The sequence below is a fragment of the Chryseobacterium sp. WX genome (genome assembly GCF_029542485.1).
Taxonomy (GTDB): domain Bacteria; phylum Bacteroidota; class Bacteroidia; order Flavobacteriales; family Weeksellaceae; genus Chryseobacterium; species Chryseobacterium cucumeris.
Genome location: NZ_CP120710.1, coordinates 2,231,523 through 2,254,115 on the forward strand (window position 1 = coordinate 2,231,523; position 22,593 = coordinate 2,254,115).

Below are 22,593 nucleotides of genomic sequence, written 5' to 3' on the forward strand. Positions count from 1 at the left end.
ATTTTATCCATGTCCGAGGCCAATTTTTAATTTTAACCAGCCTAAAAAATACTTTTCTATCTTTATTACCCTCTGAACTGAACTGGTATATCTGTTCATAAAAAATATCCGAACTAATAATGTCACATACAATATTTGTTCGGATAGTTAATTTTTGACAAGCAGAAGCAGAATCAGATTCAATTCATTCTAATTCTATTTTCTACTCTACATTCCATTCTTTATAAAACTGGTCCAGGAAATTCAGCATATAATTGTGTCTTTCTTCTGCCATTTGTTTTCCTTTTTCAGTGTTCATCATATCTTTCAGGAGAAGGAGCTTTTCATAGAAATGATTGATCGTTGTCCCGTTAGATTTTTTATACTCTTCTTTTGACATCCCTAATTTGGGTTTCATATCGGGATGATGCATCAGGTTATTTTTAAAACCTCCAAAATTGAATGTTCTGGCAATTCCAATAGCACCTATGGCATCAATACGATCGGCATCCTGCACAATCTGGAGTTCAATGGGTGGATTTAACGGAGCCTGATCTCTGTTCTTGAACGAAATATTTTCAATGACAAATAAGACCTTCTGGATGATTTCTTCAGATACGTTCTGTTCTTCAAGAAAGATTCTTGATATTTTGGGAGCAATGGTTTCATCTCCGTTATGAAATTTAGGATCGGCAATATCGTGAAGAAGTGCGGACAATTCTACTACTTCTTTGTCACAATCCTCTGTTTCTGCTATCTGAGCGGCCAGCTTCCAGACTCTTTCAATATGGAACCAGTCATGCCCGGCTTCTGCTCCTTCTAATTTTTCTTTTACAAATGCTACTGTGTTGTCAATCGTACTTTTCATTTATCTATCAGTTCATTTAAAATAATATCCCATAGTTTGCTGTTGTAACTTCTAAAAAAATTGATATGCCCGATTTCATTTTTATCTGATTCTGAAGCAGCGATCAGCCTGTATGTAGGTTTGAGATTTGAATAGGTATTATTTAATAAACTTAATACTCCTTTTTCTGTAAGCCATATATCATCTTCAGCCCGGATTACAAATACTTTCTGGGTCAAATTTTTAGAAAAGTCATCAATTTTTTCCAACAGCTTATTGGTTGATTTCTTGTTTAAAATTAAGGTTCTCCAGTCATATGCGCAATTTTTTGGAAGACTTTCTCCCAATCCAAACCAATGTGCGGGGAAATATCCTAGCAATGAAGTTGTTAATGGCTGGGCAATTCCAAAACCTAAATACGCTTCAACTTTTGTTCTCCCTTTAAGGTTTCCTACAAAAGCATTTTGTGTTCCTACAAAAACAAATTCTTCAAAAATGTTGGAATCTTCATTCATTCCCAGAATGAGTGCACCTACAGAATGACCTAAACAATACTTTTTGTATTCTTTAAATGCTGACTTGATATATTGAGTTATCGTTTTATAATCTTTTGAGCCCCAAAGCCTCATAGAACCTTGAAACCCTCTCATATTTTTCGGCTTGGAAAGTCCTATTCCTCTGTAATCATAGGTAATAACTGTAAATCCCTGTTCACAAAAGTAGCTGGCAAAAGAAAAATAGACCTGCTGCTTTACCCCTGTTGCTGAGTTAATCAGTAATAGTTTACCATTATCTCTTTCCGGCTTAAATAAATGGGCAACAAGATTAATATGGTCTTCTGTGGTCAATATTAGTTTTTCCATAATATAAAAAAGAAAAAATCCACTATAAAAGTGGACATTTTACTTATATCTTTATGTTAAGTTTCAAACTTTTGATATGTTGTAAATAGCTTTAAGAAAAGAAATCTGAGATTCTCGGAAGTCCTGTCTGAGATCCTTTACCCCCTGAAACTCTTGATGAAACTTCATTTCCGAATTTCACACATTCTTCGATAGAGTTCCCGTGGCATAATGCAATGGCAAATCCTGATGTAAAGGCATCACCCATCCCCATTTTATATACTTTTTCGTCCTTATCGTTTCTGTAATATTTCATTTCGGTACCATCAAAATAAATGGTAGAATTGGTATCATCTCTTACAAATACTTTATTGAAATATTTTTTAAGAACTTCTTCCCTTTTCTCTTCTCCAAAAATAACATACAGTTCATTACTTTTAGCCACAATAAAATCAACCATTTCCAAAATCTCTTCGTTGACTCTCATTGCCGGAGAAGCATACAACCCTACCTTCTTTCCATATTTCTTAGCTTTCCTAACGGTATGTTCTACAACATCCATAGAAACTTCAAGCTGAACCAGCACAAGATCGGTGGTATGAAAATATTTATCCGCTTCGTCTATATGAGATTTACTAAGATGCTTATTGGCTGCGGGTACTACCACAATAGCAGCATTTCCATGAGAAGTTGTTACATAAGCGGTTCCTGTAGCTTCTTTATCTGTTTCATGAACAAATCCTACATTTACATTTTCGCTTACCAGATTCCTCATGATCTGTTGTCCAAGAGGATCCATCCCAACGCATCCTATAAAGTATACACTGGCACCCAACCTGGCCGTACCTACTGACTGGTTAGCACCTTTACCACCAAAGTAACTATCTGATTTGATAGCTAAGACGGTTTCATTAGGCAAAGGAAGTTTTTCGGTTTCAAGAACCAAATCGATCGATGAGCTGCCCACAACAATAATACGAGGTTGTTCTGATGAGAAATTCATTGTGTTTTGTATTAGCTTTAATATTAATAACTGACAAAATTGTGTCTCAAAAATAACTAATTTATAATTAACTTATTTCAATAAATTCAGTAATTATTTTCACGGGTTGTTGATCTTTATCATAAGCGATATAGCTGGCATAAAATCCTTCTCCATATCCGGTTTCAAAAGCAAAGATAGTTCCCGGATGTTCTTTTGCCGGTTTAAGAAAGGCATATTGATCTATGGCACCGTTTTCATCAAAGAAATAGTCATGGAAAAATTCTTCATAGATTCCCATAAAGTCACCTCCTTTATTTTGATATAATCTTTGTTCCAGTTCATTAAGGCTGTTTTGGGTATCAACATCCATCAGACATCCCATCCCGCTTTCTACAGGATATCCGAAAACTTCTCCTTCTTCAAGATCTTTTAATTTTTGTCCTGCTGTGGTAGCCAGTTTCCATTCTTTAACTTCAGAATCACTGAATATAATCTCTGCATAGGCCACACAGTTACTTTCTCTTTCTTTATGAAGCATTACCGAAAAGTCTCCTTTTGGAAATTCTGTAGTAAAAGGTAGCATATCATTGGTGATCAAGGGATCACAGGCAACCAGTTTCCCACTGGAAAGGTAAATCTTTCCTACTTCAAAACTTTCAAGTAACGGGCTTTCTACAAAGTCTTTCGAGAATAGTTTTTGTATGTTTTCTATATGTGTCATTGTATTTATTCTTTTAAACCATCAGGCTGGATACAATTTTCATCTGTACCCAGCCTGAGATTTTGACAAAATTTATTGTCTATACTTTATAAACTTTTCAGTTTTTCTTCAAGGATCGCAATCTTATCCTGAACATCTTTTTGCTTTTGACGCTCTACTTCTACGATTTCCGGTTTTGCATTCGCAACAAATTTTTCATTGGAAAGCTTCTTCTCTACTGAAACCAGGAATCCCTTTAAATATTTCAGTTCTTCCTCAGTCTTAGTTTTTTCTTCTCCTAAATCTAAGTTTTCACTTAATGGGATAGAAACTTCAGTAGCTCCTACCAGGAAAGTAAAGCTTGGCTTATCTGTTTTCTGTCCAAAATGAATTTCAGAAATATTAGCCAGTTTTCTTACTACCGCTTCATTGGCAAATTCAGCAGCATTGGTATATACCTCAGCGGCTTCCCTTGGTGAAATTCCTTTGGTCTGACGGTAGTTTCTAACTCCTGAAATCAGCTCTGCTGCCGTTTCAAAGTTTTTAATAATTGCCTCGTCAAATGCTCCTGCTTCTTTCTGCTGAGCGATTACTAAAGCCTCATCAATATTTCTTTCTGAGATCGTCTGCCATAGTTCTTCTGTCAGGAAAGGCATGAACGGATGAAGTAACTTCATCAGCTCCTCAAAGAAGTAGATCGTTTTATTATAAACTTCTTTAGAAATTCCTTCTCCATAGTTAGGTTTAATCGCTTCAAGATACCAACCACAAAAATCATCCCAAATTAATTTATAGATCAAATGAAGGGCATCAGAAATTCTGAATTTCTCGAATTGATCATTAATTTCAGCAATTGTTTTGTTAAGCTTGTTTTCAAACCACTCAATTGCCTGGTTATCGGTTGCAATAGCTGGCTTATCTTCATGATTCCACATATTGATCAGACGGAAGGCATTCCAGATCTTGGTCATGAAGTTTCTTCCCTGAAGCATTAAATCTTCATCAAAAAGAAGGTCATTACCCGCGGCAGAACTCAATAGAATACCTACACGTACTCCATCTGCTCCATATTTATCCATTAATTCAAGAGGATCTGGAGAGTTTCCAAGAGATTTTGACATCTTTCTTCTCTGCTTATCTCTTACAATTCCTGTAAAATAAACATTCTTGAACGGAACTTCTTTTCTGTATTCCAATCCGGCCATAATCATTCTGGCTACCCAGAAGAAAATAATATCCGGACCTGTAACCAAATCAGAGGTTGGATAATAATAATTGATATCTTTATTTTCAGGATCAAGTAATCCGTCAAACACAGACATTGGCCATAGCCATGAGGAGAACCATGTGTCTAATGCATCGTCGTCTTGTCTTAAATCTTCAAGATTAGCAATAATTCCTTTTTGTTCTTCTAATACTACAAGAGCCTGATGCTTATCTTCAGCCACTACAAAATCATTCTCTCCTTCTCCATAGTAATATGCAGGAATCTGCTGTCCCCACCACAGCTGACGGGAAATATTCCAGTCACGGATGTTCTCCATCCAGTGTTTGTAGGTATTTTTAAACTTCTCTGGATAGAACTTAACCTCGTCATCCATTACTACATCCAAAGCTGGCTTGGCAATTTCAGACATTTTAAGGAACCATTGTACTGAAACTTTAGGTTCAATAACAGCACCTGTTCTCTCAGAAGTTCCTACTTTATTGACATAATCTTCAGCTTTCAGCAAAAGATCTTTCTCTTCAAGTTCTTTAGCGATCTGCTTTCTTACGTCAAATCTGTTTTTCCCTGCGTAATGTAAACCATGCTCATTAAGATTTCCGTCATCATCCAGCGCATCAATCATTTTTAATTGATGTTTCTGTCCGATTTCGTAGTCATTAATATCGTGAGCAGGAGTAATTTTCAAAGCTCCAGTTCCGAATTCAATATCCACATATTCATCTTCAATAATCGGAATCACTCTGTCAACGATAGGTACGATTACATTTTTACCTTTCAGGTGTGCATATCTTTCATCATTCGGATTGATACATACTGCTGTATCCCCAAAAATAGTTTCAGGACGCGTAGTAGCAACTGAAAGAAACTCTTCTGAACCTTCAATCTTATATTTAAGGAAATACAATTTTCCGTTTTGCTCTTTAAAGATTACTTCTTCGTCAGAGATATTGGTTTTCGCTTCCGGATCCCAGTTGACCATTCTATAGCCTCTGTAGATCAATCCTTTATTATAAAGGTCTACGAAACTTTTGATAACCTGCTGAGAAAGTTTATCTTCCATGGTGAAACGGGTTCTGTCCCAGTCGCAAGAACATCCCAGTTTTTTCAACTGCTCAAGGATAGTTCCTCCATATTTATTAGTCCAGTCCCATGCGTGGGTTAAAAACTCCTCACGGGTAATATCTGACTTATTGACTCCTTCAGACTTCAGTTTAGCAACAACTTTAGCTTCAGTAGCAATTGAAGCGTGATCTGTTCCCGGAATCCAACAAGCATTAAACCCGCGCATTCTTGCACGACGGACCAGAACATCTTGAATGGTATTGTTCAACATATGTCCCATGTGTAGTATCCCCGTCACGTTTGGTGGAGGAATGACTATGGTATATGGTGGTTTGTCATTAGGTTCTGAGTGGAAAAATTTGTTTTCCAGCCAGTAATTGTACCATTTTTGTTCTGTTTCCTGTGGATTGTACTTTTCTGAAATCTGCATAAATTCTATTTCTTTGGCTTGCAATTTGCAAAAATAGTCTAAAGAAAAAAATTTTTAAGCATGAATTAAAATAATTTTTAACTTTGTTTCACAAAATTTATCTAACAAACGTATTAACATTCAAGAATATGAAAAAATTAATTGCAGGAATTGCACTATTCGGGACATTTGCTCTTGCATCTGCACAAACTATTACATTTGATAAAACAACTTTCGATTACGGAACTATTAAGCCTAGTGCTGATGGTACAAGATTCTTTACTGTAACGAATTCAGGTGATAAGCCTTTGATTCTTTCAAATGTAAAGCCTTCTTGTGGATGTACGACTCCTGAATTCAGCCAAGATCCTATCATGCCTGGAAAGTCTGCAAAGATCAAGGTTGGATACAATACAGCAATCCCTGGCCCTTTCAACAAAATGATTGAGGTTTTCTCTAATGACCCTGCAAACAGCAGAAGTGTAATCTACATCAAAGGTAACGTAGATGCTAACGCTCCTGAGCCAAAAGTATTGACTCCTGCTGAACAAAAAGAAGCTGCTAAAGCTGAGAAAAAAGCTGCGAAACTTGCAAAAAAGGCTGCTGCGAAGTAATCTCTACTCAAAAAAATAAAAGAACCGTCTCCATTGAGGCGGTTTTTTTATTACATTTATGTTTGATTAGGTGGAAGATGATAGGTAATAGATGGCAGTAAATGTATTGACGTTTATCAAATTTATTATTTAGGTTTCGACGGATTTTTTTTTAATGGCTGGGCAAAGGTCCACCCTATTGAATTGTAATAACATCTTCACTTTTATCTTTTTACTTTTATCTTTAAATAAAAAAAATATGGACACCGATTTCTCAGATAACTTTAAGGTAAGCGGAAAATTTTCGATAAAAAAAGCATCAACGTCTTATAATGGAAAGCTCACTAAAGAAGAAGGAGAGCAAATGCTGATTCAGGAGAAAGAAAAACTTCGTGAACTACAGGAAAAATTATATGCTGACGGAAGCCAGTCTTTGCTGGTTGTATTGCAGGCTATGGATGCAGCAGGAAAAGACAGTATGATAGAGCATGTTTTCGGAGGAGTGAATCCTCAGGGATGTAATGTAACCAGTTTTAAAACACCAAGCTCCAAAGAATATTCTCATGATTTTTTATGGAGACATTATCTGGCACTGCCACAGAAAGGAATGATAGGAATTTTTAACCGATCCCATTATGAAAGTGTTCTGGTGTGCAAAGTACATCCTGAATATAATCTGAGCGAAAAAACATGGTCTTCCGTAAAAGATTTTGATACTAAATTCTGGGAAAACAGATATGAAAGTATCCGTAATTTTGAAAAACACCTTTCTCAAAACGGAACAACAGTTGTGAAGATTTTTTTACATGTCTCTAAGGACGAACAGAAAAAAAGGCTTCTGGACAGAATTGATGAACAGGAAAAAAACTGGAAATTCTCAGCAGGAGATCTCCCTGAAAGAGCGTTATTCGACCAGTATATGGAGGCGTATGAAACTGCCATCAATGAAACCTCAAAAGATTATGCACCCTGGTATGTGCTTCCTGCAGACAGTAAATGGTTTGCAAGAGTAGCGGCCATTCAGATCATTATTGATACTCTGGAGAAAATGAATCTTAAATATCCTACTCTTTCTGATAAAGACAGACAGGAATTACAGGAATCTAAAAAACTATTGGAAAATGAATAAATTGGGTTAAAATTTAGAGGCTTGAAGATGGAGGTTTAAAATCATTACGTTAAAAAATTTCACTCTTCCAGCCTCTAAATTCCAGCTTTAAAAAAAATCACGAGAAAATCTATAAGCCGGATTTTGTACTTCCGAAGAAGTGCCTGTTATTTATCTACGTATTACATTACTGCAATACTTGAGCTGATTACCCCTCGGTTTTCAGGACGAGCCGCCCCTATTTCCATTGCTGAAAAGAACCGATATACTTACCATTGCACCGCAAAGAGTTTACCTGGTTTCACTACAGCCGAACTGTACTTGCTTTCTGTTGCACTTGTCCTACCCTCACGGGTGACGGATGTTATCCGCTTTGCTGCTCTATGGTGTCCGGACTTTCCTACCCTTGCCGAAACAAGAATCAACAAGCCGATTTTCTCGCGGAGGCAAAGGTACACAAATTTTGTGGTAAAAAGATAAGAGCAACAGGACTAAAGAGTTTTTAGCCTCATGTAAACAATATTGATTGAAAATATCTTTCCATGTTTTTGATGAAAATATGAAGTATTATTCAAATATAAGCCTGGACCTTTAGCTCTTCTTCGATTTTCCTTTTTTTACCGTTTTACGATTTTTAATTATAATTTTCACCAATTACTACTTTATTATTATCTTCGTGGCATTATATATCTATGGATTCCAGAGAAAAAGAATTTGCGCAGCTTATCAAAGATAATCAAGGACTGATTATTAAAGTATCGCGTTTGTACACCAATTCTCTGGAAGATGAAGAGGATCTTTTCCAGGAAATCGTGTTACAGCTCTGGAGAAGTTATGATTCTTTCAAAGGAAACTCCAAAATTTCCACATGGATGTACCGTGTAGCGCTCAATACAGCCATTACCCTCTTTAGAAAAAAAAGCAAAAGCCTTCCTACAAATGAGCTGGACATCAACCACAAGGATTTTGTGGAAGATGACGATGAAAAACAGCAGCAGGTATCCCTTTTGTATACGGTAATCAAGACTCTTCCTAATGTAGAAAGAGCCATTGTCATGATGTATCTTGACGATCTGCCTTACAAGGACATTGCAGAAAACCTCGGAATCACTGAAGTTAATGCACGTGTGAAAATGAACAGATTAAAGAAAACCCTTAAAGAACAGATGGAAAAATATGCCTGAATTTGATTTAGATAGCTTTAAGAAAACATGGCAGGAACAACCTGTCCAGCATAAATATGACAACACTGAGATTCTTCAGATGTTGAACAGAAAGTCGCGTAACTATGTGAAATATATTTTCTGGATCAGCGTCGTAGAATTACTTTTCTTTTCAGTACTGGGACTGTTTTACTTTTTTCCGGAAGAGGAATCAGACAGCTTCCGTAAAATGCTTGAAAGATTAGGTGCCCAGGAAGCTCCGGAGGTAGAAAACAACTTCGGGCATGCTTATTTAGCAATAAAAGTCTTAAGTTTATTGATCACGGCATATTTCGTACTGAAATTCTATCAGAATTACCGAAGAATCAAGATTGAGGAAAATCTGAAGGGACTTATCACCAGAATCATTAAGTTCAAAACAACAGTTAATGCTTTCATTCTCATCAGCATTGTATTATTGCTGATATTCACTTTTGTATTGGTTGCTTTTATATTTTACATATTAGATTCTCAGAATATCCAGCCAAGTGGTTCCAATCTTACCATTATTATTGTGGGAATTGCCGTAAGTACATTGCTTGCGATTTCTATGATCTGGTTATATTACAGACTGGTATATGGTACTATTATTAAAAAACTTGATAAAAATCTAAAACAACTTAAAGAAATAGATTCTCAGGAAAATTAATATACATAGGCATAGTTCGGGATATAATTGTTAATTTTATTCCACCAAATCTTAAACTATGCCCTTATCTTATGTGTATGGAACTTCTGAGGTTCCATTATTAGGCCAGACCATCGGAGCCAATCTTAAAAATACTGTCGAAAAATATCCCCATCAGGAAGCATTAGTCTGCGTTCATCAGGATTACAGAGCTACTTATCAGGAATTTTATAATCAAACAACAGCCGTTGCAAAAGCTTTATTATTTTTAGGAGCAAAAGCGGGCGACAGAATCGGAGTCTGGTCATCTAACCGCTATGAATGGGTACTTTTGCAGTATGCAACTGCAAGAATAGGAACTATTTTAGTGAATATCAATCCGGCCTATAGAACTCATGAACTGACTTATGTCCTCAATCAGTCTGAAGTTCGTTTTATTTTTTCTTCTTTAAGCTTTAAAACCAGCAATTATAAAGAGATGGTTGAATACGCGAAAGAAGTATGCCCAACCCTTGATCACGAAATATTCTTTGATGAAAACTGGGAAGAGTTTGTGAATAACGGACAGGAAATCTCGGATGAAGTGCTTCACAGTTTTGAAGAGCATGTACAGTTTGATGATCCTGTTAATATTCAATATACTTCCGGAACTACCGGTTTTCCGAAAGGGGTTACTCTTTCCCATCATAATATTCTCAATAACGGTTATTTTATTGGGATCAGACTAAAATATACTGAGAAAGACCGCGTCTGCATTCCTGTACCTTTTTACCACTGCTTTGGGATGGTCATCGGAAATATGTGCTGCACAGCTCACGGAGCCTGTATGGTAATTCCGAATGACAGTTTTGATCCGGAGATTACTTTAAAAGCTGTTTCAGATGAAAAATGTACTTCTTTGTATGGAGTACCTACGATGTTTATTGCCGAACTGGCAGTAAAAGATTTTGACACCTATGATTTTTCAAGCTTAAGAACCGGTGTTATGGCGGGCTCTGTATGCCCTCCCGAAATCATGAAAAAAGTGGAAAATCTGATGAATATTAAAGAAATGAGTATCTGCTACGGAATGACAGAAACTTCACCTGTATCTACTCAGACTTTAATAGGAACACCGCTGGAAAAACAGGTCAGCACCGTAGGAACGGTTCAGGATCACCTTGAGATAAAAATCATTGATGAAAGTGGCAGAACTTTAAAACGTGGGGAGCATGGGGAACTTTGTACCAGAGGCTATTCCGTCATGCTAAAGTACTGGAATGATCCTGAAAACACCAGGAAAGTATTGGATGATGCCCGCTGGATGCACACCGGAGATATGGCAGTAATGGATAAAGACGGCTATATTACCATTTCAGGAAGGATAAAAGATCTGATCATTCGTGGTGGAGAAAATATCTCACCTAAGGAAATTGAAGATTTTTTATATACGTATACCAACATTCTTGATGTCCAGATCATTGGTGTTCCCAGTGAAAAATTCGGAGAAGAAGTAATGGCATGGGTAAAAGTGAGAAAAGGATTTACCATCACTGCTGAAGAACTACAGGAATACTGCAAAGGAAGAATTGCCCATTATAAAGTTCCAAAATACTGGAAATTCGTAGATGAATTCCCAATGACTATTTCCGGAAAAATAAGAAAGGTTGAAATGCGGGAAATTTCTATGAAGGAGCTGGGGCTGTAAAATGTAAAACTGAGCTGATTAACTTAAAAAGGTAAAATGATAAATAGCTATCCCATTTTTACTTATGATAAAAAAAGCATTTCAAATTGAAATGCTTTTTTATATTGTTAAAGTTCTTTTCTTAACCTCGCGACAGGAATATTGAGCTGTTCCCGATATTTTGCAATCGTTCTTCTGGCAATATTATAACCCTGCTCTTTCAGAATGACTACTAATGCATCATCTGTAAGTGGTTTTCTCTTATTTTCTTTACTGATAACTTCCTGAAGATGGGTTTTGATCTCCTTTGTAGAAACTTCTTCTCCATCGTCATTTGTTAAACTGTCTGAGAACAGATCTTTAAGATATACAATCCCATTAGGTGTATCTGCATACTTACTTTTTACCACCCTTGAAATGGTAGAGATGTCAAAACCTGTAATATCTGCAACATCCTTCAGAATCATTGGTTTCAGAGACTTTTCGTCACCGGTGATGAAATAATCCTTCTGAAATTTTACAATGGCTGTAATCGTTTGTAATAAGGTATTCTGGCGCTGATTAATGGCATCAATATACCATTTTGCTGCATCCAGTTTTTGCTTGATAAATAAAGCAGCCTGCTTGTGTTCCGATGAATTCTTATCATGGGAATAGGTAGTCAGAATATCTTTATATTCTTCAGAAACTCTTAGTGTAGGTGCATTCTTGCTGTTCAGCATAGGGATTACCTGCCCGTCTTTCACCTGAATGACAAAGTCCGGAATAATTTCCTGATTAATGGTAATCGTCTGTGTATCAAAGTTTCCACCTACTTTAGGAGAAAGTTTTGAGATCTCATCCAGAGCATCTTTCAGATCGTCTTCTTCAATATCATATTTCTGAATGATCTTGTTATAATGCTTATTCGTTAAAGCTTCAAACTGATGTCTTAAGATATTGGCTGCCAGAGAAACTGCTTTATCTGAGCTTACTTTCTTTTCAATCTGTAGTAAAAGGCATTCCTGCAGACCTCTTGCTCCTACTCCTGGCGGATCCAGTTTCTGAACATAATTTTCAAGGATATCCTCTACTCTTTCTTTAGTAGTATAAATTCCCTGTGAGAAAGCAAGATCATCAACAATAGATTTGATCTCTCTTCTCAGATATCCGTCTGTATCTAAATTTCCGATCAGGTATTCTGCAATCTTCAGATCTTCATCACCAATATTCACCAGGTGAATCTGTTCTGTAAGATAATCATATAAGGACTGGCCTTCCGTTAAAAGACTCTCGTTATCGAATTCTTCATCATCCGGAGAGTAGTTGCTGGATGCGGTTTTATAGCTCGGTTCATCGTCATAGATATATTCATTGACGTCGAAATCTGTTTCAATGCTTTCTGTACCCTCATCCTGATAAGCATCTTCCAGAGAAGAATAATCATCTTCCTTAGAATCCTCTTTTGCAATTTCCAAAGCCGGGTTTTCTTCTAACTCTCTCTCCAGCTCCTCTTCAAATTCAAGAGTATGAAGTTGAATAAGCTTCATCAACTGGATCTGCTGAGGGGCCAGCTTCTGTCCTAATTTAAGTTGTAAGTGTTGTTTAAGCATATTCTTATTTGCGTTTTAACATAACATATTCTACGAATTTAATAAATTTATTTGATAAAAAACACATTTAGCATGATTTTTGCATTACTTATCCTAATATAATAAACTATTAAATAATAAAAAAAGCCTTAACTTGTGATTAAGGCTTTTTTTATTGTTCTAGAATTCAGCGCTTTTCGGTGTTCTAGGGAAAGGAATTACATCTCTGATATTCGTCATTCCTGTTACGAAAAGAACTAATCTTTCAAGTCCTAAACCAAAGCCTGCATGCGGTACAGAACCGAATTTTCTGGTATCAAGATACCACCAAAGTTCGTGCTCATCTACGTGCATATCTGCCATTTTCTGTTTTAAAACATCTAATCTTGCTTCTCTCTCAGATCCTCCGATGATCTCACCGATACCAGGGAAAAGAACATCCATAGCAGCAACGGTTTTGTTGTCATCGTTCAGTTTCATATAGAAAGCTTTGATTTCTTTCGGATAGTCAAATAATACTACCGGGCTTTCAAAGTGTTTTTCAACAAGATATCTTTCATGCTCAGACTGAAGGTCTGTTCCCCATTTTTCAACAGGGTAAACAAATTTTCCTTTTTTATTTTCTTTAGAGTTCAATAAAATTTCGATCGCTTCCGTATAGCTTACACGCTTGAAACGCTTCGCTACTACATTCTGAAGTTTTTCGATAAGACCTTCTTTTGCTCTTTCTTTTTCCGGTTTTGTCTTTTGTTCTTCCGCAAAACGGTTGTCCAGGAACTCAAGATCATCTTTGCAGTTATCCAATACATACTGGATCACATATTTTAAGAAATCTTCCGCAAGGTCGATGTTATCTTCAAGGTTGTTGAATGCTACTTCCGGCTCAATCATCCAGAACTCGGCAAGGTGTCTTGTTGTGTTAGAATTTTCAGCACGGAAAGTAGGTCCGAAAGTATAAATTCTTCCCAATCCCATTGCTGCAGTTTCTCCTTCAAGCTGTCCTGAAACGGTAAGGTTTGTTTTCTTACCGAAGAAATCCTGTGCAAAATCAATTTCACCTTCCTCAGTTTTTGGCATGTTGTTCAGATCAAAGTTGGTTACCCCAAACATTTCACCCGCTCCTTCCGCATCTGCACCTGTAATTACCGGTGTGTTGATATAGAAAAACTGGTTCTGGTTGAAGAATGAGTGAACTGCAAAACTTACTGCGTGACGCACTCTGAACACCGCTCCGAAAAGGTTTGTTCTGAATCTTAAGTGAGCCTGCTCACGAAGTTTCTCAAGGCTGTGTTTCTTAGGCTGAAGAATTGTACTCTGAAGTTCTTCTGTAAAGTTATCTCCTAAAATAATGATCTTTTTAGCGATAATTTCCACAGATTGTCCTGCTCCCTGGCTTTCCACCACTTCTCCTACTACTTTCAGGGAAGAAGCTGTACTGATATTCTTAAGAATAGCCTCATCAAAATTTTCGAAATCAACAACTATCTGCAAATTATTAATCGTAGAACCATCATTAAGCGCAATAAAGCGATTAGCACGGAAGGATCTTACCCATCCGTAAACTGTAATGTCATGATGTAATACTTTCTTGTAATCCTTTAGGATTTCTTTGATCGTTTGCTTTTTCATTTGTTGATGATAAATTTTTTATATAAAAATTAATGTCTGCAAAGTTACAAAAAAACAGCGCAACTTGATGATTGCGCTGTCTTTAAAAATCATTTAACAGGTATTTAAACTCTCCGTTCAGGAAATTCACCTTTTTTCTTCTGCAAAATCTTCTGCATTTCAGGGTTACATTTCCACTCAATATTGTCCTGAACTTCAACAATATCCGGAATACCTCCGGAATAAACACACTTACACTATCACTTTTAAAAAGAATAAAATATGATTTTACTCTGAGTTTTCATGGAATTAGTTTTATTGAAATGGTTATTAGTTTTTAAGTGATAAGTTCGTGGTAAATTACCGGGTTATACATCCATTTTTAGACTATACTATACTTTTAAACTGTGTGGCGGATTAACCGGATTTACTGTTTAATGATTTTTAAATGATCACTACACTTTACATCTCTAAATTCTGAACAATTACTTCATGATTTACATTTTAGTTTTCTTGGTTATTAGTTTTTATCCTCTCCTTCATTATTAGTTTTTATGATACAATTCCCGACTTGCTTTTTTTTTATGATCAACAGTTTGGAACTGATATCTTGTATTGTGCACATACAAAATAAATGGTTGTGTTTTTACCTGAAGCAAAGATGCAGGATGTGGAAGAATGAAACAAGGGAATGCTTTATAGATTCATAAATTTATATACCTAAAAACATGAATTTATAAACAATAAAAAACTAAATATCAACAACTTAACGTTAACTCAAAGACATATTTTCAATTTCTTTCAAGTAGATAGAAAGTGGTGTTCCGGTTCGTTTTTTGAAGGCTAAAGTGAAGGCCTGTTCATTATTATATCCTAATTCTTCAGCGATAAAAGGAATTTTATAAGACCTGAATTTTTTGTCATTGGCCAGTCTGCTGATGGCATAATCAATACGAAGATCATTGAGATAGGTTGCAAAGTTTTTCCCTTTGTAAGTATTGATAATTTCTGACAGATATTTTGAGTTTGTTTTTATTTTTTTGGCAAGACTTCCCAATGTGATACCCTTATTCAAAAACTGATCATTGTTTTCAAATATTTCAAGTTCTTTTAAAATAGTCTGGGCAATATCTTCAGAAATAGTTCTCGATATTTTGTCCTCAACATTTTCTGTACTGACTGTTTGAACAGGTACTGCTGAAATTTCATTCTTAATTTCCGGATCTCTGTTTTTTTCGCTTTTATTTTCATTAACAGATTGAATAAGATCCTGGGCAATCTTCTTGTAGTTCTTTTCAGATTTTTTATATTTAAAATAAACGTTGATAAATAATAAATGTGAAATCAGCAAAAGACTTAAAACAATATAGAAAAGACTTTTTCTTTTCGTAAGCTCATTGGTTATGCTTTCTTTTTCCTGCTGAAGTTCCGGAGTATCATATCTTCTCGGAAGCTCTCTGGAAATATACCTGAACTGCATATCCAGCACCTGATCTACTTTTAAAAAACGGTCTACATAATACAGCTGCTTTTCCTTATCACCGTTTTCTTTATAATAATCAATAAGGTAAGTATATACATCTCTCAGCTCAGGATAGATATAGTTGGTTTTAAGAACCAGAGAATCTATTTTCCTGAAAAAGCCAACGGCTTTTTCTTTTTCCTGAAGTCCGGCATAGGACTTTCCTAAATACAAAAGTGTATAATTCTGGTTTCTTTTACTTCCATTATGATTTGTAAAGAAATATTTTTCGCATTCCAATAAGCCATCAATGGCTTTCTGATAATTTCTGGAATGCAGATGATAATATCCAAGCAGCCCAAGATTCTGATGATATCGGTAAACATCTTTATTTTTTTTAGAATCCAGCAACCCGTCTTTTATCAGTACATAAGCAGAATCCATTTTATTGATCTCTATGTAAGCATCTGCCAGATTCAGTTTGAGAGAATTTTTCTCATCCTCATTCATATAATCTGTATCATAAGCATAGTGTCTCAGTACTTTTGCTGTCTCTGCATGTTTTCCTATATAATTGTTCAGGTGGGCAATACTGATATGGGCCATAGCAATCTGCCTCTTATTTCCTTTTTCTTTTGCATATTTCAGTCCGAGGATATAATTATTGAATGCAGATTGAAGATTGTCATTCTTAGAGTATAAATTTCCTCTTAGCAAATAAATTCTCGCCGGATAGATATTTTCTTTGGAACTTTTTGTGATGTACTGTAAGCTGTCTAAGTATTTTAATGCGTTGGGTAAGTCTTCTGCAAAATGAAGCATTACATATCCTTCAGCAATCTGAGTGGTGTTTTTTTCAGATTTTGCCTTTTTAAGATAATAATCGGCAATACTTTTACTGTTTATTTCTCCCGCAGGACTGTTGTAGAATTCTTTTTCCAATTCCTCATAAGTCCGTTCTTCCAGAGAATTTTTTCTAATATTCAGGGTTTGTGCATGATAAAACACAACCCCTATAATCAAAAACAGTAGTAAAGATTTTATTTTCATCATTCATCCTAGCTATATTACAAAAATATTATTTTTCTTCAGTAGATCCACCACTCCTTTTGCTTTTTTTCCATGTATTCATCCATATTTTTATTAAAATTCGGGATAATAATTCAATAAAAAGTGAATACATTCTGAATATTATACTTTTTTCTAATATCATTTCCATTCTACTTTACCTTCCAGATAGTACACTCTTCCATTGCTCTCATAAAGAAGATCATATCCTTGAGAGGTCAGATAAAAATGACATACCTTCATTTCACCATTTCTGTCTTTAAACTGAAGAACTGCAGGACACATTTTAGCCTGATCCATTTTCTTTACAATAAGATTAAAATCCTTCTGAATATTTTTTTTACTGTACAGAGATAACATCCGATCATTAATAAAACGAATATATTTCAAAGATGAAAGAGGATAAGTAATCAATTGAAAAGGCTTTCCTGCAAGCTTTGCAGCATTCTCATTGAAAAAATTCGTGATCGAAATACTATCCTGTGTAATAGTTTTCACCACACTTGATTCATATCTCTGACCATCCGCAAATTCCATACTGTATATGGCTTCCATTTTAATAGCAAAACCTTTCCCGGATTTTCTCAAATCTGTAAGATCTGTAAATTCCTTTCCTTTTTTAACAACAATCAAAACATTTCCTTCTCCGAAATCACAGTCATAATATTTTTTATAATCAAAAGGCTCTTCTGTTTGGGTATTTACTGTGTCATTTGCTGTATTTTGTGAAAAAATACGTACTGAAAACAGGAATAAAAATACTATTAGTTGATAATTTTTCATGGCTTGATTATTTACTTAATTGTTTCAGGTATTGATAGTGTGAAGCCACGGCATTCACAATACTTTTCTCATGGTATGGAAAATTGTTTCTGGCAGCTGCTTTTTTGATTGCAGGAGTAATAATGGTATAAACTGTGTGTGGCAAACCTGGAAAAAGATGATGCGCCGCATGGGAATTGAACCCTCCGAAAATCCAGTTGGCAAAACTGCAGGTTGGATGATAATCCAGAGAGACGGCTAACTGATGCTCATAATAATCATATGGCAGATATCCATTTTCATCTGCCTGGGGGAAATCAGTTTCAAGACTCAGATGAGAAATAATCAGGGTCAGAACAAAAAACAGTGAAATGGTCACATGCATGATAATAAAAGAGATGAAAATTGTCATGACCGAAATATCTGTAAAAAGCACTGGCAACATCAGCATATAGCCGAAGTAAGCTAATTTTAGCAGGATAACTTCTGCTACAGATAGAATAGAATGTTTCTGATTTCTGAGATTAGCCAGGTCTTTCTTCCTTACATACATAAAATCTTTGATCATAATCCAATGCAAGGTGTAAAAACAATACAGCACAGTAGCATATACATGTTGGTAGGCATGGATTCTTCTTTTGGGATGATGTACAGACAAGCGCAAAAAAATATTATCATCGATATCAGCATCACAGCCATCCACATTAGGAAACACATGATGAGAAGCAATATGCCTCTTCCTCCACAGTCTTGCATTTACGCCCTGCAAATTAAAAGTGATATAGTAAATAATCCTGTTGAGTTGTTTATACTTTGAGAATGTATTGTGCACACAATCATGAGCACAATTAAAAGCCAGCAATATTCCGGTAAGTCCTAAAGCAATATAATTCAAAGTTACCAGCCAGTTCTTATCTGATATATAAGGATTGAAAAGATTAGCATAAAGAAGCAGAAAGGCCAGAGCATACAACAGGAATTTTATGATCATCAATCTTCCGGCCTTTTTCATCACTTCATCCGTCAGCAATAGATCCACCTCTTTACGCAATTCCGAGTAGAAAGAAGAGGTTGCTTTTTTAAATCTGATTTTGGGTTTCATAATCACTTTTTATTTACTTTCTGTTTCTTAAAATTCCAGTTGATCAAAGGCAGTTTCCTTCTTCCGTTCTCATTCCATCCTCCAATCTGTATTCCACGGAAATCCTTACATTGATTGTACAAACCGATCTGTATTCCCCGGCATTTCTGCCCGATATTCGCCAATGGCGCTACAGAAACCCCTTTCATCTCATGATGCAGATTAAAAAACGGAGAAACAGACATTCCGTTAGTCACTGCATACGTATTGACATTACTTGAAACATTAATCTCCAAACCATTGGTAACAGTGGGTTCCAGGTTAATAAGCGACAGCTGAAGTCCGTTAATGGTATTCATCTTTTCGCGGGGAACAATTACATAATCATCGTTAACTGGCGGTTGTAAATTGAAAAGCATTAATGGCGGAAGAAAAATTCCTACAAAATTGAATCCCATGGCTAAGCCATTTACTTTTTTAGGCTTAAAATATTCTTCCTCGTCAAAATATTTAAATAAAATTCCGTTGACATTTCTGGTAGTCTTTGAAGGTGAAGCTGCAATCAGTCTTGGTTTCAAAGAATCAACTTTCAGATTATCTGATGCATAAACCAGACTATTGACTAAAAGAACTGCTGTTAATAATATAATTCGTGTTTTCATAACTCGTTGTTTTAAAAATTACAGTTCAAAATTATCCGTAGAAACTCCAGTTCCGAATGTGAAAAAAAATTAAAAAAAACATCGTGTTTGCGAAAATCACAAAATACGGGTTGAAAGCCTGAAGAAGGAGGCTGGAAGTTACTCTCAGTGGTTCCACAAAAAACACTACATTTGTGAAAATCACAAAACTATGCACCAGGAAGCTCTGCTGAAAGAAATCCGAAGAAAAATAGGGGAGAAATCTTTAAATGACGAGATTGCCAACATTCTTAATATCAGCTATGATGCGGCTCACAGAAGGACTTCTTTGAAAGCCAAGTTCAGTTTTGAGGAAGCTCTGGAGCTTGCCAAATACTATCAGATCTCACTGGATCAGTTTCTGGGAACGGAAAATCAATTAGTCGTTAAGAGAACACAACCTGTAAGAACGACCGAAGATCTTTTAAACTATTTCGAGAACTCCTTGAAGATTTTGAATGTTTTTCAGAATATCAATAATTCCAAAGTATTTTATTCCGCAAAAGACATCCCTTTTTTCTATACCATTTCAGATTCTGTTCTGTCTCGTTTTAAGTTTTATGTCTGGATGAATTTGTTGAACCAGGATAAATTTTTAAGTCCGTTTGACGAGTTCACAATGAAATATCATTCTGTAAAAAATGAAATGCTGAAAGATCTTTACGACAAACAAAACGTAACGGAAATCTGGAATGATACCACCATTATGAGTGCATTGAGACAAATTTCGTTTTATTATGAAATGGGATTATTGAAAAAGAATGATGCAGATCTTATTCTGGAAGACCTGAAAAAGTTACTGGTAGGACTGGAAATTAAAACACTGGAAAAAAGTAATTTTCAGATCTATGTGAATGATTTAGTCATTTTAAACAACGCTATTCTATTCAAAAATGAAGAACAATGTTCCTTTTTTGTACCTTTCAGCATGTTCGGATATATGATGACCAATGATAAAATAACGTGTGAAGATTCGCTGAGCTATTTTGAGCATCAGATCAAGAACTCCAGATCACTTAATGAATCAGGAAACAGAGAAAGGAAAATGTTTTTTAATAAAATGTATGAACAGATTGACCGATTAAAACAAAATTTATCATGAATACACTTCGTAACGGCGAATATTTTGGAGACACCAATCAAAGGGTCAATTTAGAAGGATTGACCATCACCGATACGGAGTATACTCATTCTTATGTAGACTGGCATTATCATGAAAATGCTTATTTCACTTTTCTTCTTCAGGGGAATATGACGGAAGGAAACAGAAAGGAAGCCTACGACTGTTCTGCCGGAACATTATTGTACCATCATTGGGAAGATCCGCATTATAATATTAAACCGGATATTTTCACAAGAGGCTTTCATATTGAGCTTTCGCAAAGTTGGTTTGACCGGTTTGATATTCAGAAAAGTAAAGTGGAAGGCAGTTTTAACATAAAAGATCCGGCTTTAAAACTATTGGTTTATCAGATGTTCAAAGAAACCAAAGGTGATGATATTTCACTTGAACTGGCTTTTAATCAACTATTGCTACATCTTTTCAGCCAGTTGACCCATCAAAAAGAAAGCACAGAAAGAAAACCTTTATGGGTAGGTCAGATTAATGAAATTCTACATGAAAGCTTTACGGAAAGCCTTAATCTCAAAGAACTTTCCAAAACCCTGAACATCCATCCTATTCATCTCAGCAGAGATTTTCACAAATATTTCCACTGTAATCTGGGTGAATATCTCAGAAAATTAAAACTCAATAAGTCTCTTGAACTTCTCACTTCATCCCATTCTTTAACGGATATTGCATTAGGGTGCGGTTTTTCAGATCAAAGCCATTTTACACGCTGCTTCAAAGAAAATATAGGAATTACACCGCTGAAATACAGAAATCTTCTAAAAAATCATTGAAAGTTGTTTGAAATTAAAGAGGGGTTTGGATTTTGTCATAGACTACGGTCAATCTGCGATTTCTAAAAAGGTAGGAATCTTGTTATTCATCAATTGTTTGAGATTCTTCATTACATTTCATTCAGAATGACACGCGTTAAATAACACCATTCACGATTTGGATACATCATTCCCCGATTCGGCTACATTTACCTTTTCGTAAGTTTCCATCTTTGTACCATCATTTAAACAAAAAAATATTTAAAAATGGAAACGAAAAAAGTATGGTTCGTGACAGGAGCTTCAAAAGGATTAGGATTCGAGTTGGTAAAAAAATTACTATCCGAAGGGTTTCAGGTTGCAGCTACTAGCCGTACTGTTGAATCCCTGATCTCCACCATCGGAGAAACTTCAGAAAATTTTCTTCCGCTTAGCGCCAACATCACAGACAATAATGACATCAAATCTGCCATTGAAAAAACAGTTCATCACTTCGGACGCATTGATGTGGTGGTCAACAATGCAGGCTATGGACAAATCGGAACGCTGGAAGAACTGACAGATGAAGAGGCAAGAGAAAATTATGCAGTGAATGTTTTCGGAACCTTAAATGTGATCAGAAATGCCATGCCTTATCTGCGTGAACAAAGATCAGGAAACATCTTCAATATTTCTTCTGTTGGTGGATACTCTGCTAATTTTCCAGGCTGGGGAATCTATTGTTCTACGAAATTTGCCGTTGCAGGATTTACGGAAGCGCTGGCAGAGGAAGTAAAAGACTTCGGAGTTCATGCTACGGTTGTTTATCCCGGATATTTCCGTACCGATTTCTTAACCAAAGATTCTGTGAAAACGCCTTCAAATCCTATTCAGGCTTATGAAGCTGCAAGAAATTCGGAACAGGCGCACCTTAACGAAATCAATGGAAACCAGCCTAATGATCCTGAAAAAGCAGCCGATGTTCTGATCCAGATCAGTAAAGAGAAAAATCCTCCGGTCCATTTATTATTAGGGGTAGGAACCATAGAATTTCTCAATAACAAAATTGATATTTTAAAGAAAGACGCTGAGCAATGGGAAAGTCTTACTGTTTCTACTGCAATTTAATATGATAATCATATCCTTCGACTCCGCTCAGGATGACATTTCTAATACTGAATGTTTTAATTTATATGCATGGATTAAATATAAAATTTTAGAGAAGTCTGCATGAGCTGAGCCGAAGACT

19 protein-coding genes and 1 other RNA gene are annotated in these 22,593 nt (G+C 35.8%); 8 read left to right on the forward strand and 12 right to left on the reverse strand.

Annotation, left to right across the window (positions count from 1 at the left end):
• Positions 1-202: 202 nt before the first annotated feature.
• The 5 genes from PZ898_RS10010 to PZ898_RS10030 form a co-directional block, all read right to left on the reverse strand.
• Entirely contained in the window at positions 203-847 is a 645-nt protein-coding gene (locus tag PZ898_RS10010) for an HD domain-containing protein (protein WP_062673960.1), read from the reverse strand.
• On the reverse strand, positions 844-1,689 hold the full coding sequence (locus PZ898_RS10015; protein WP_062673958.1) for an alpha/beta hydrolase: 846 nt from the start codon (positions 1,687-1,689) through the stop codon (positions 844-846). Before PZ898_RS10015 ends, PZ898_RS10010 begins: the two co-directional genes overlap by 4 nt.
• A gap of 91 nt (positions 1,690-1,780) precedes the next feature.
• Positions 1,781-2,671 carry a ribokinase gene (locus tag PZ898_RS10020; RefSeq protein ID WP_034699029.1) on the reverse strand — a complete coding sequence of 297 codons (891 nt, stop codon included), beginning with the start codon at positions 2,669-2,671 and terminating at the stop codon, positions 1,781-1,783.
• Positions 2,672-2,738: 67 nt separating this feature from the next.
• The gene (locus PZ898_RS10025; RefSeq protein WP_062673956.1) at positions 2,739-3,374 is read right to left on the reverse strand and encodes a DUF4241 domain-containing protein; all 636 of its coding nucleotides are present in this window, start codon (positions 3,372-3,374) and stop codon (positions 2,739-2,741) included.
• Positions 3,375-3,460: 86 nt separating this feature from the next.
• Positions 3,461-6,073 (reverse strand): valine--tRNA ligase, encoded by a 2,613-nt coding sequence (locus PZ898_RS10030; RefSeq protein WP_277695424.1) that lies wholly within the window; start codon positions 6,071-6,073, stop codon positions 3,461-3,463.
• Positions 6,074-6,201: 128 nt separating this feature from the next.
• Here PZ898_RS10030 and PZ898_RS10035 point away from each other — a divergent pair, with 128 nt between their 5' ends.
• Both PZ898_RS10035 and PZ898_RS10040 read left to right on the forward strand, forming a co-directional pair.
• Positions 6,202-6,666 (forward strand): DUF1573 domain-containing protein, encoded by a 465-nt coding sequence (locus tag PZ898_RS10035; protein ID WP_034699021.1) that lies wholly within the window; start codon positions 6,202-6,204, stop codon positions 6,664-6,666.
• Positions 6,667-6,904: 238 nt separating this feature from the next.
• Positions 6,905-7,774, forward strand: coding sequence for a polyphosphate kinase 2 family protein (locus PZ898_RS10040; protein ID WP_062673951.1), 870 nt, complete (start codon positions 6,905-6,907; stop codon positions 7,772-7,774).
• A gap of 96 nt (positions 7,775-7,870) precedes the next feature.
• On the opposite strand, the gene rnpB is transcribed toward PZ898_RS10040, so the two are convergent.
• Positions 7,871-8,194: RNase P RNA component class A (gene rnpB / locus PZ898_RS10045), an RNA gene on the reverse strand.
• A gap of 251 nt (positions 8,195-8,445) precedes the next feature.
• On the opposite strand from rnpB, the gene PZ898_RS10050 reads away from it, so the two are divergent.
• Genes PZ898_RS10050 through PZ898_RS10060 form a run of 3 tightly spaced genes read left to right on the forward strand, consistent with a single transcriptional unit; the run spans position 8,446 to position 11,270 of the window.
• Positions 8,446-8,937 carry a sigma-70 family RNA polymerase sigma factor gene (locus tag PZ898_RS10050; protein WP_062673949.1) on the forward strand — a complete coding sequence of 164 codons (492 nt, stop codon included), beginning with the start codon at positions 8,446-8,448 and terminating at the stop codon, positions 8,935-8,937.
• Entirely contained in the window at positions 8,930-9,604 is a 675-nt protein-coding gene (locus tag PZ898_RS10055; RefSeq protein WP_120232084.1) for a beta-carotene 15,15'-monooxygenase, read from the forward strand. The genes PZ898_RS10050 and PZ898_RS10055 overlap by 8 nt, the downstream gene beginning before the upstream one ends.
• Before the next feature lie 58 nt (positions 9,605-9,662).
• Positions 9,663-11,270 (forward strand): AMP-binding protein, encoded by a 1,608-nt coding sequence (locus PZ898_RS10060; protein WP_062673947.1) that lies wholly within the window; start codon positions 9,663-9,665, stop codon positions 11,268-11,270.
• A gap of 107 nt (positions 11,271-11,377) precedes the next feature.
• On the opposite strand, the gene rpoN is transcribed toward PZ898_RS10060, so the two are convergent.
• From rpoN to PZ898_RS10090, 6 genes are all read right to left on the reverse strand, one after another.
• Positions 11,378-12,841 carry an RNA polymerase factor sigma-54 gene (rpoN, locus tag PZ898_RS10065; RefSeq protein ID WP_062673944.1) on the reverse strand — a complete coding sequence of 488 codons (1,464 nt, stop codon included), beginning with the start codon at positions 12,839-12,841 and terminating at the stop codon, positions 11,378-11,380.
• Positions 12,842-13,000: 159 nt separating this feature from the next.
• Positions 13,001-14,449, reverse strand: a complete 1,449-nt coding sequence (gene asnS, locus PZ898_RS10070; protein WP_120232085.1) for an asparagine--tRNA ligase — start codon at positions 14,447-14,449, stop codon at positions 13,001-13,003.
• 751 nt (positions 14,450-15,200) lie between these two features.
• Positions 15,201-16,943: a helix-turn-helix domain-containing protein gene (locus tag PZ898_RS10075; protein ID WP_277695425.1), complete on the reverse strand. Its 1,743-nt coding sequence runs from the start codon at positions 16,941-16,943 to the stop codon at positions 15,201-15,203.
• Between the two features lie 156 nt (positions 16,944-17,099).
• Positions 17,100-17,741 carry a hypothetical protein gene (locus tag PZ898_RS10080; RefSeq protein WP_062673939.1) on the reverse strand — a complete coding sequence of 214 codons (642 nt, stop codon included), beginning with the start codon at positions 17,739-17,741 and terminating at the stop codon, positions 17,100-17,102.
• A 7-nt stretch (positions 17,742-17,748) separates the two neighbouring features.
• Complete coding sequence (locus PZ898_RS10085; protein ID WP_120232088.1) at positions 17,749-18,822, reverse strand: fatty acid desaturase; 1,074 nt, start codon at positions 18,820-18,822, stop codon at positions 17,749-17,751.
• A 2-nt stretch (positions 18,823-18,824) separates the two neighbouring features.
• On the reverse strand, positions 18,825-19,463 hold the full coding sequence (locus tag PZ898_RS10090) for a hypothetical protein (RefSeq protein WP_062673935.1): 639 nt from the start codon (positions 19,461-19,463) through the stop codon (positions 18,825-18,827).
• A 190-nt stretch (positions 19,464-19,653) separates the two neighbouring features.
• On the opposite strand from PZ898_RS10090, the gene PZ898_RS10095 reads away from it, so the two are divergent.
• From PZ898_RS10095 to PZ898_RS10105, 3 genes are all read left to right on the forward strand, one after another.
• Positions 19,654-20,583, forward strand: a complete 930-nt coding sequence (locus tag PZ898_RS10095) for a helix-turn-helix domain-containing protein (RefSeq protein ID WP_062673932.1) — start codon at positions 19,654-19,656, stop codon at positions 20,581-20,583.
• Complete coding sequence (locus PZ898_RS10100) at positions 20,580-21,386, forward strand: AraC family transcriptional regulator (RefSeq protein ID WP_062673930.1); 807 nt, start codon at positions 20,580-20,582, stop codon at positions 21,384-21,386. Before PZ898_RS10095 ends, PZ898_RS10100 begins: the two co-directional genes overlap by 4 nt.
• Before the next feature lie 246 nt (positions 21,387-21,632).
• Complete coding sequence (locus tag PZ898_RS10105; RefSeq protein WP_120232091.1) at positions 21,633-22,472, forward strand: SDR family NAD(P)-dependent oxidoreductase; 840 nt, start codon at positions 21,633-21,635, stop codon at positions 22,470-22,472.
• Positions 22,473-22,593 lie beyond the last annotated feature (121 nt).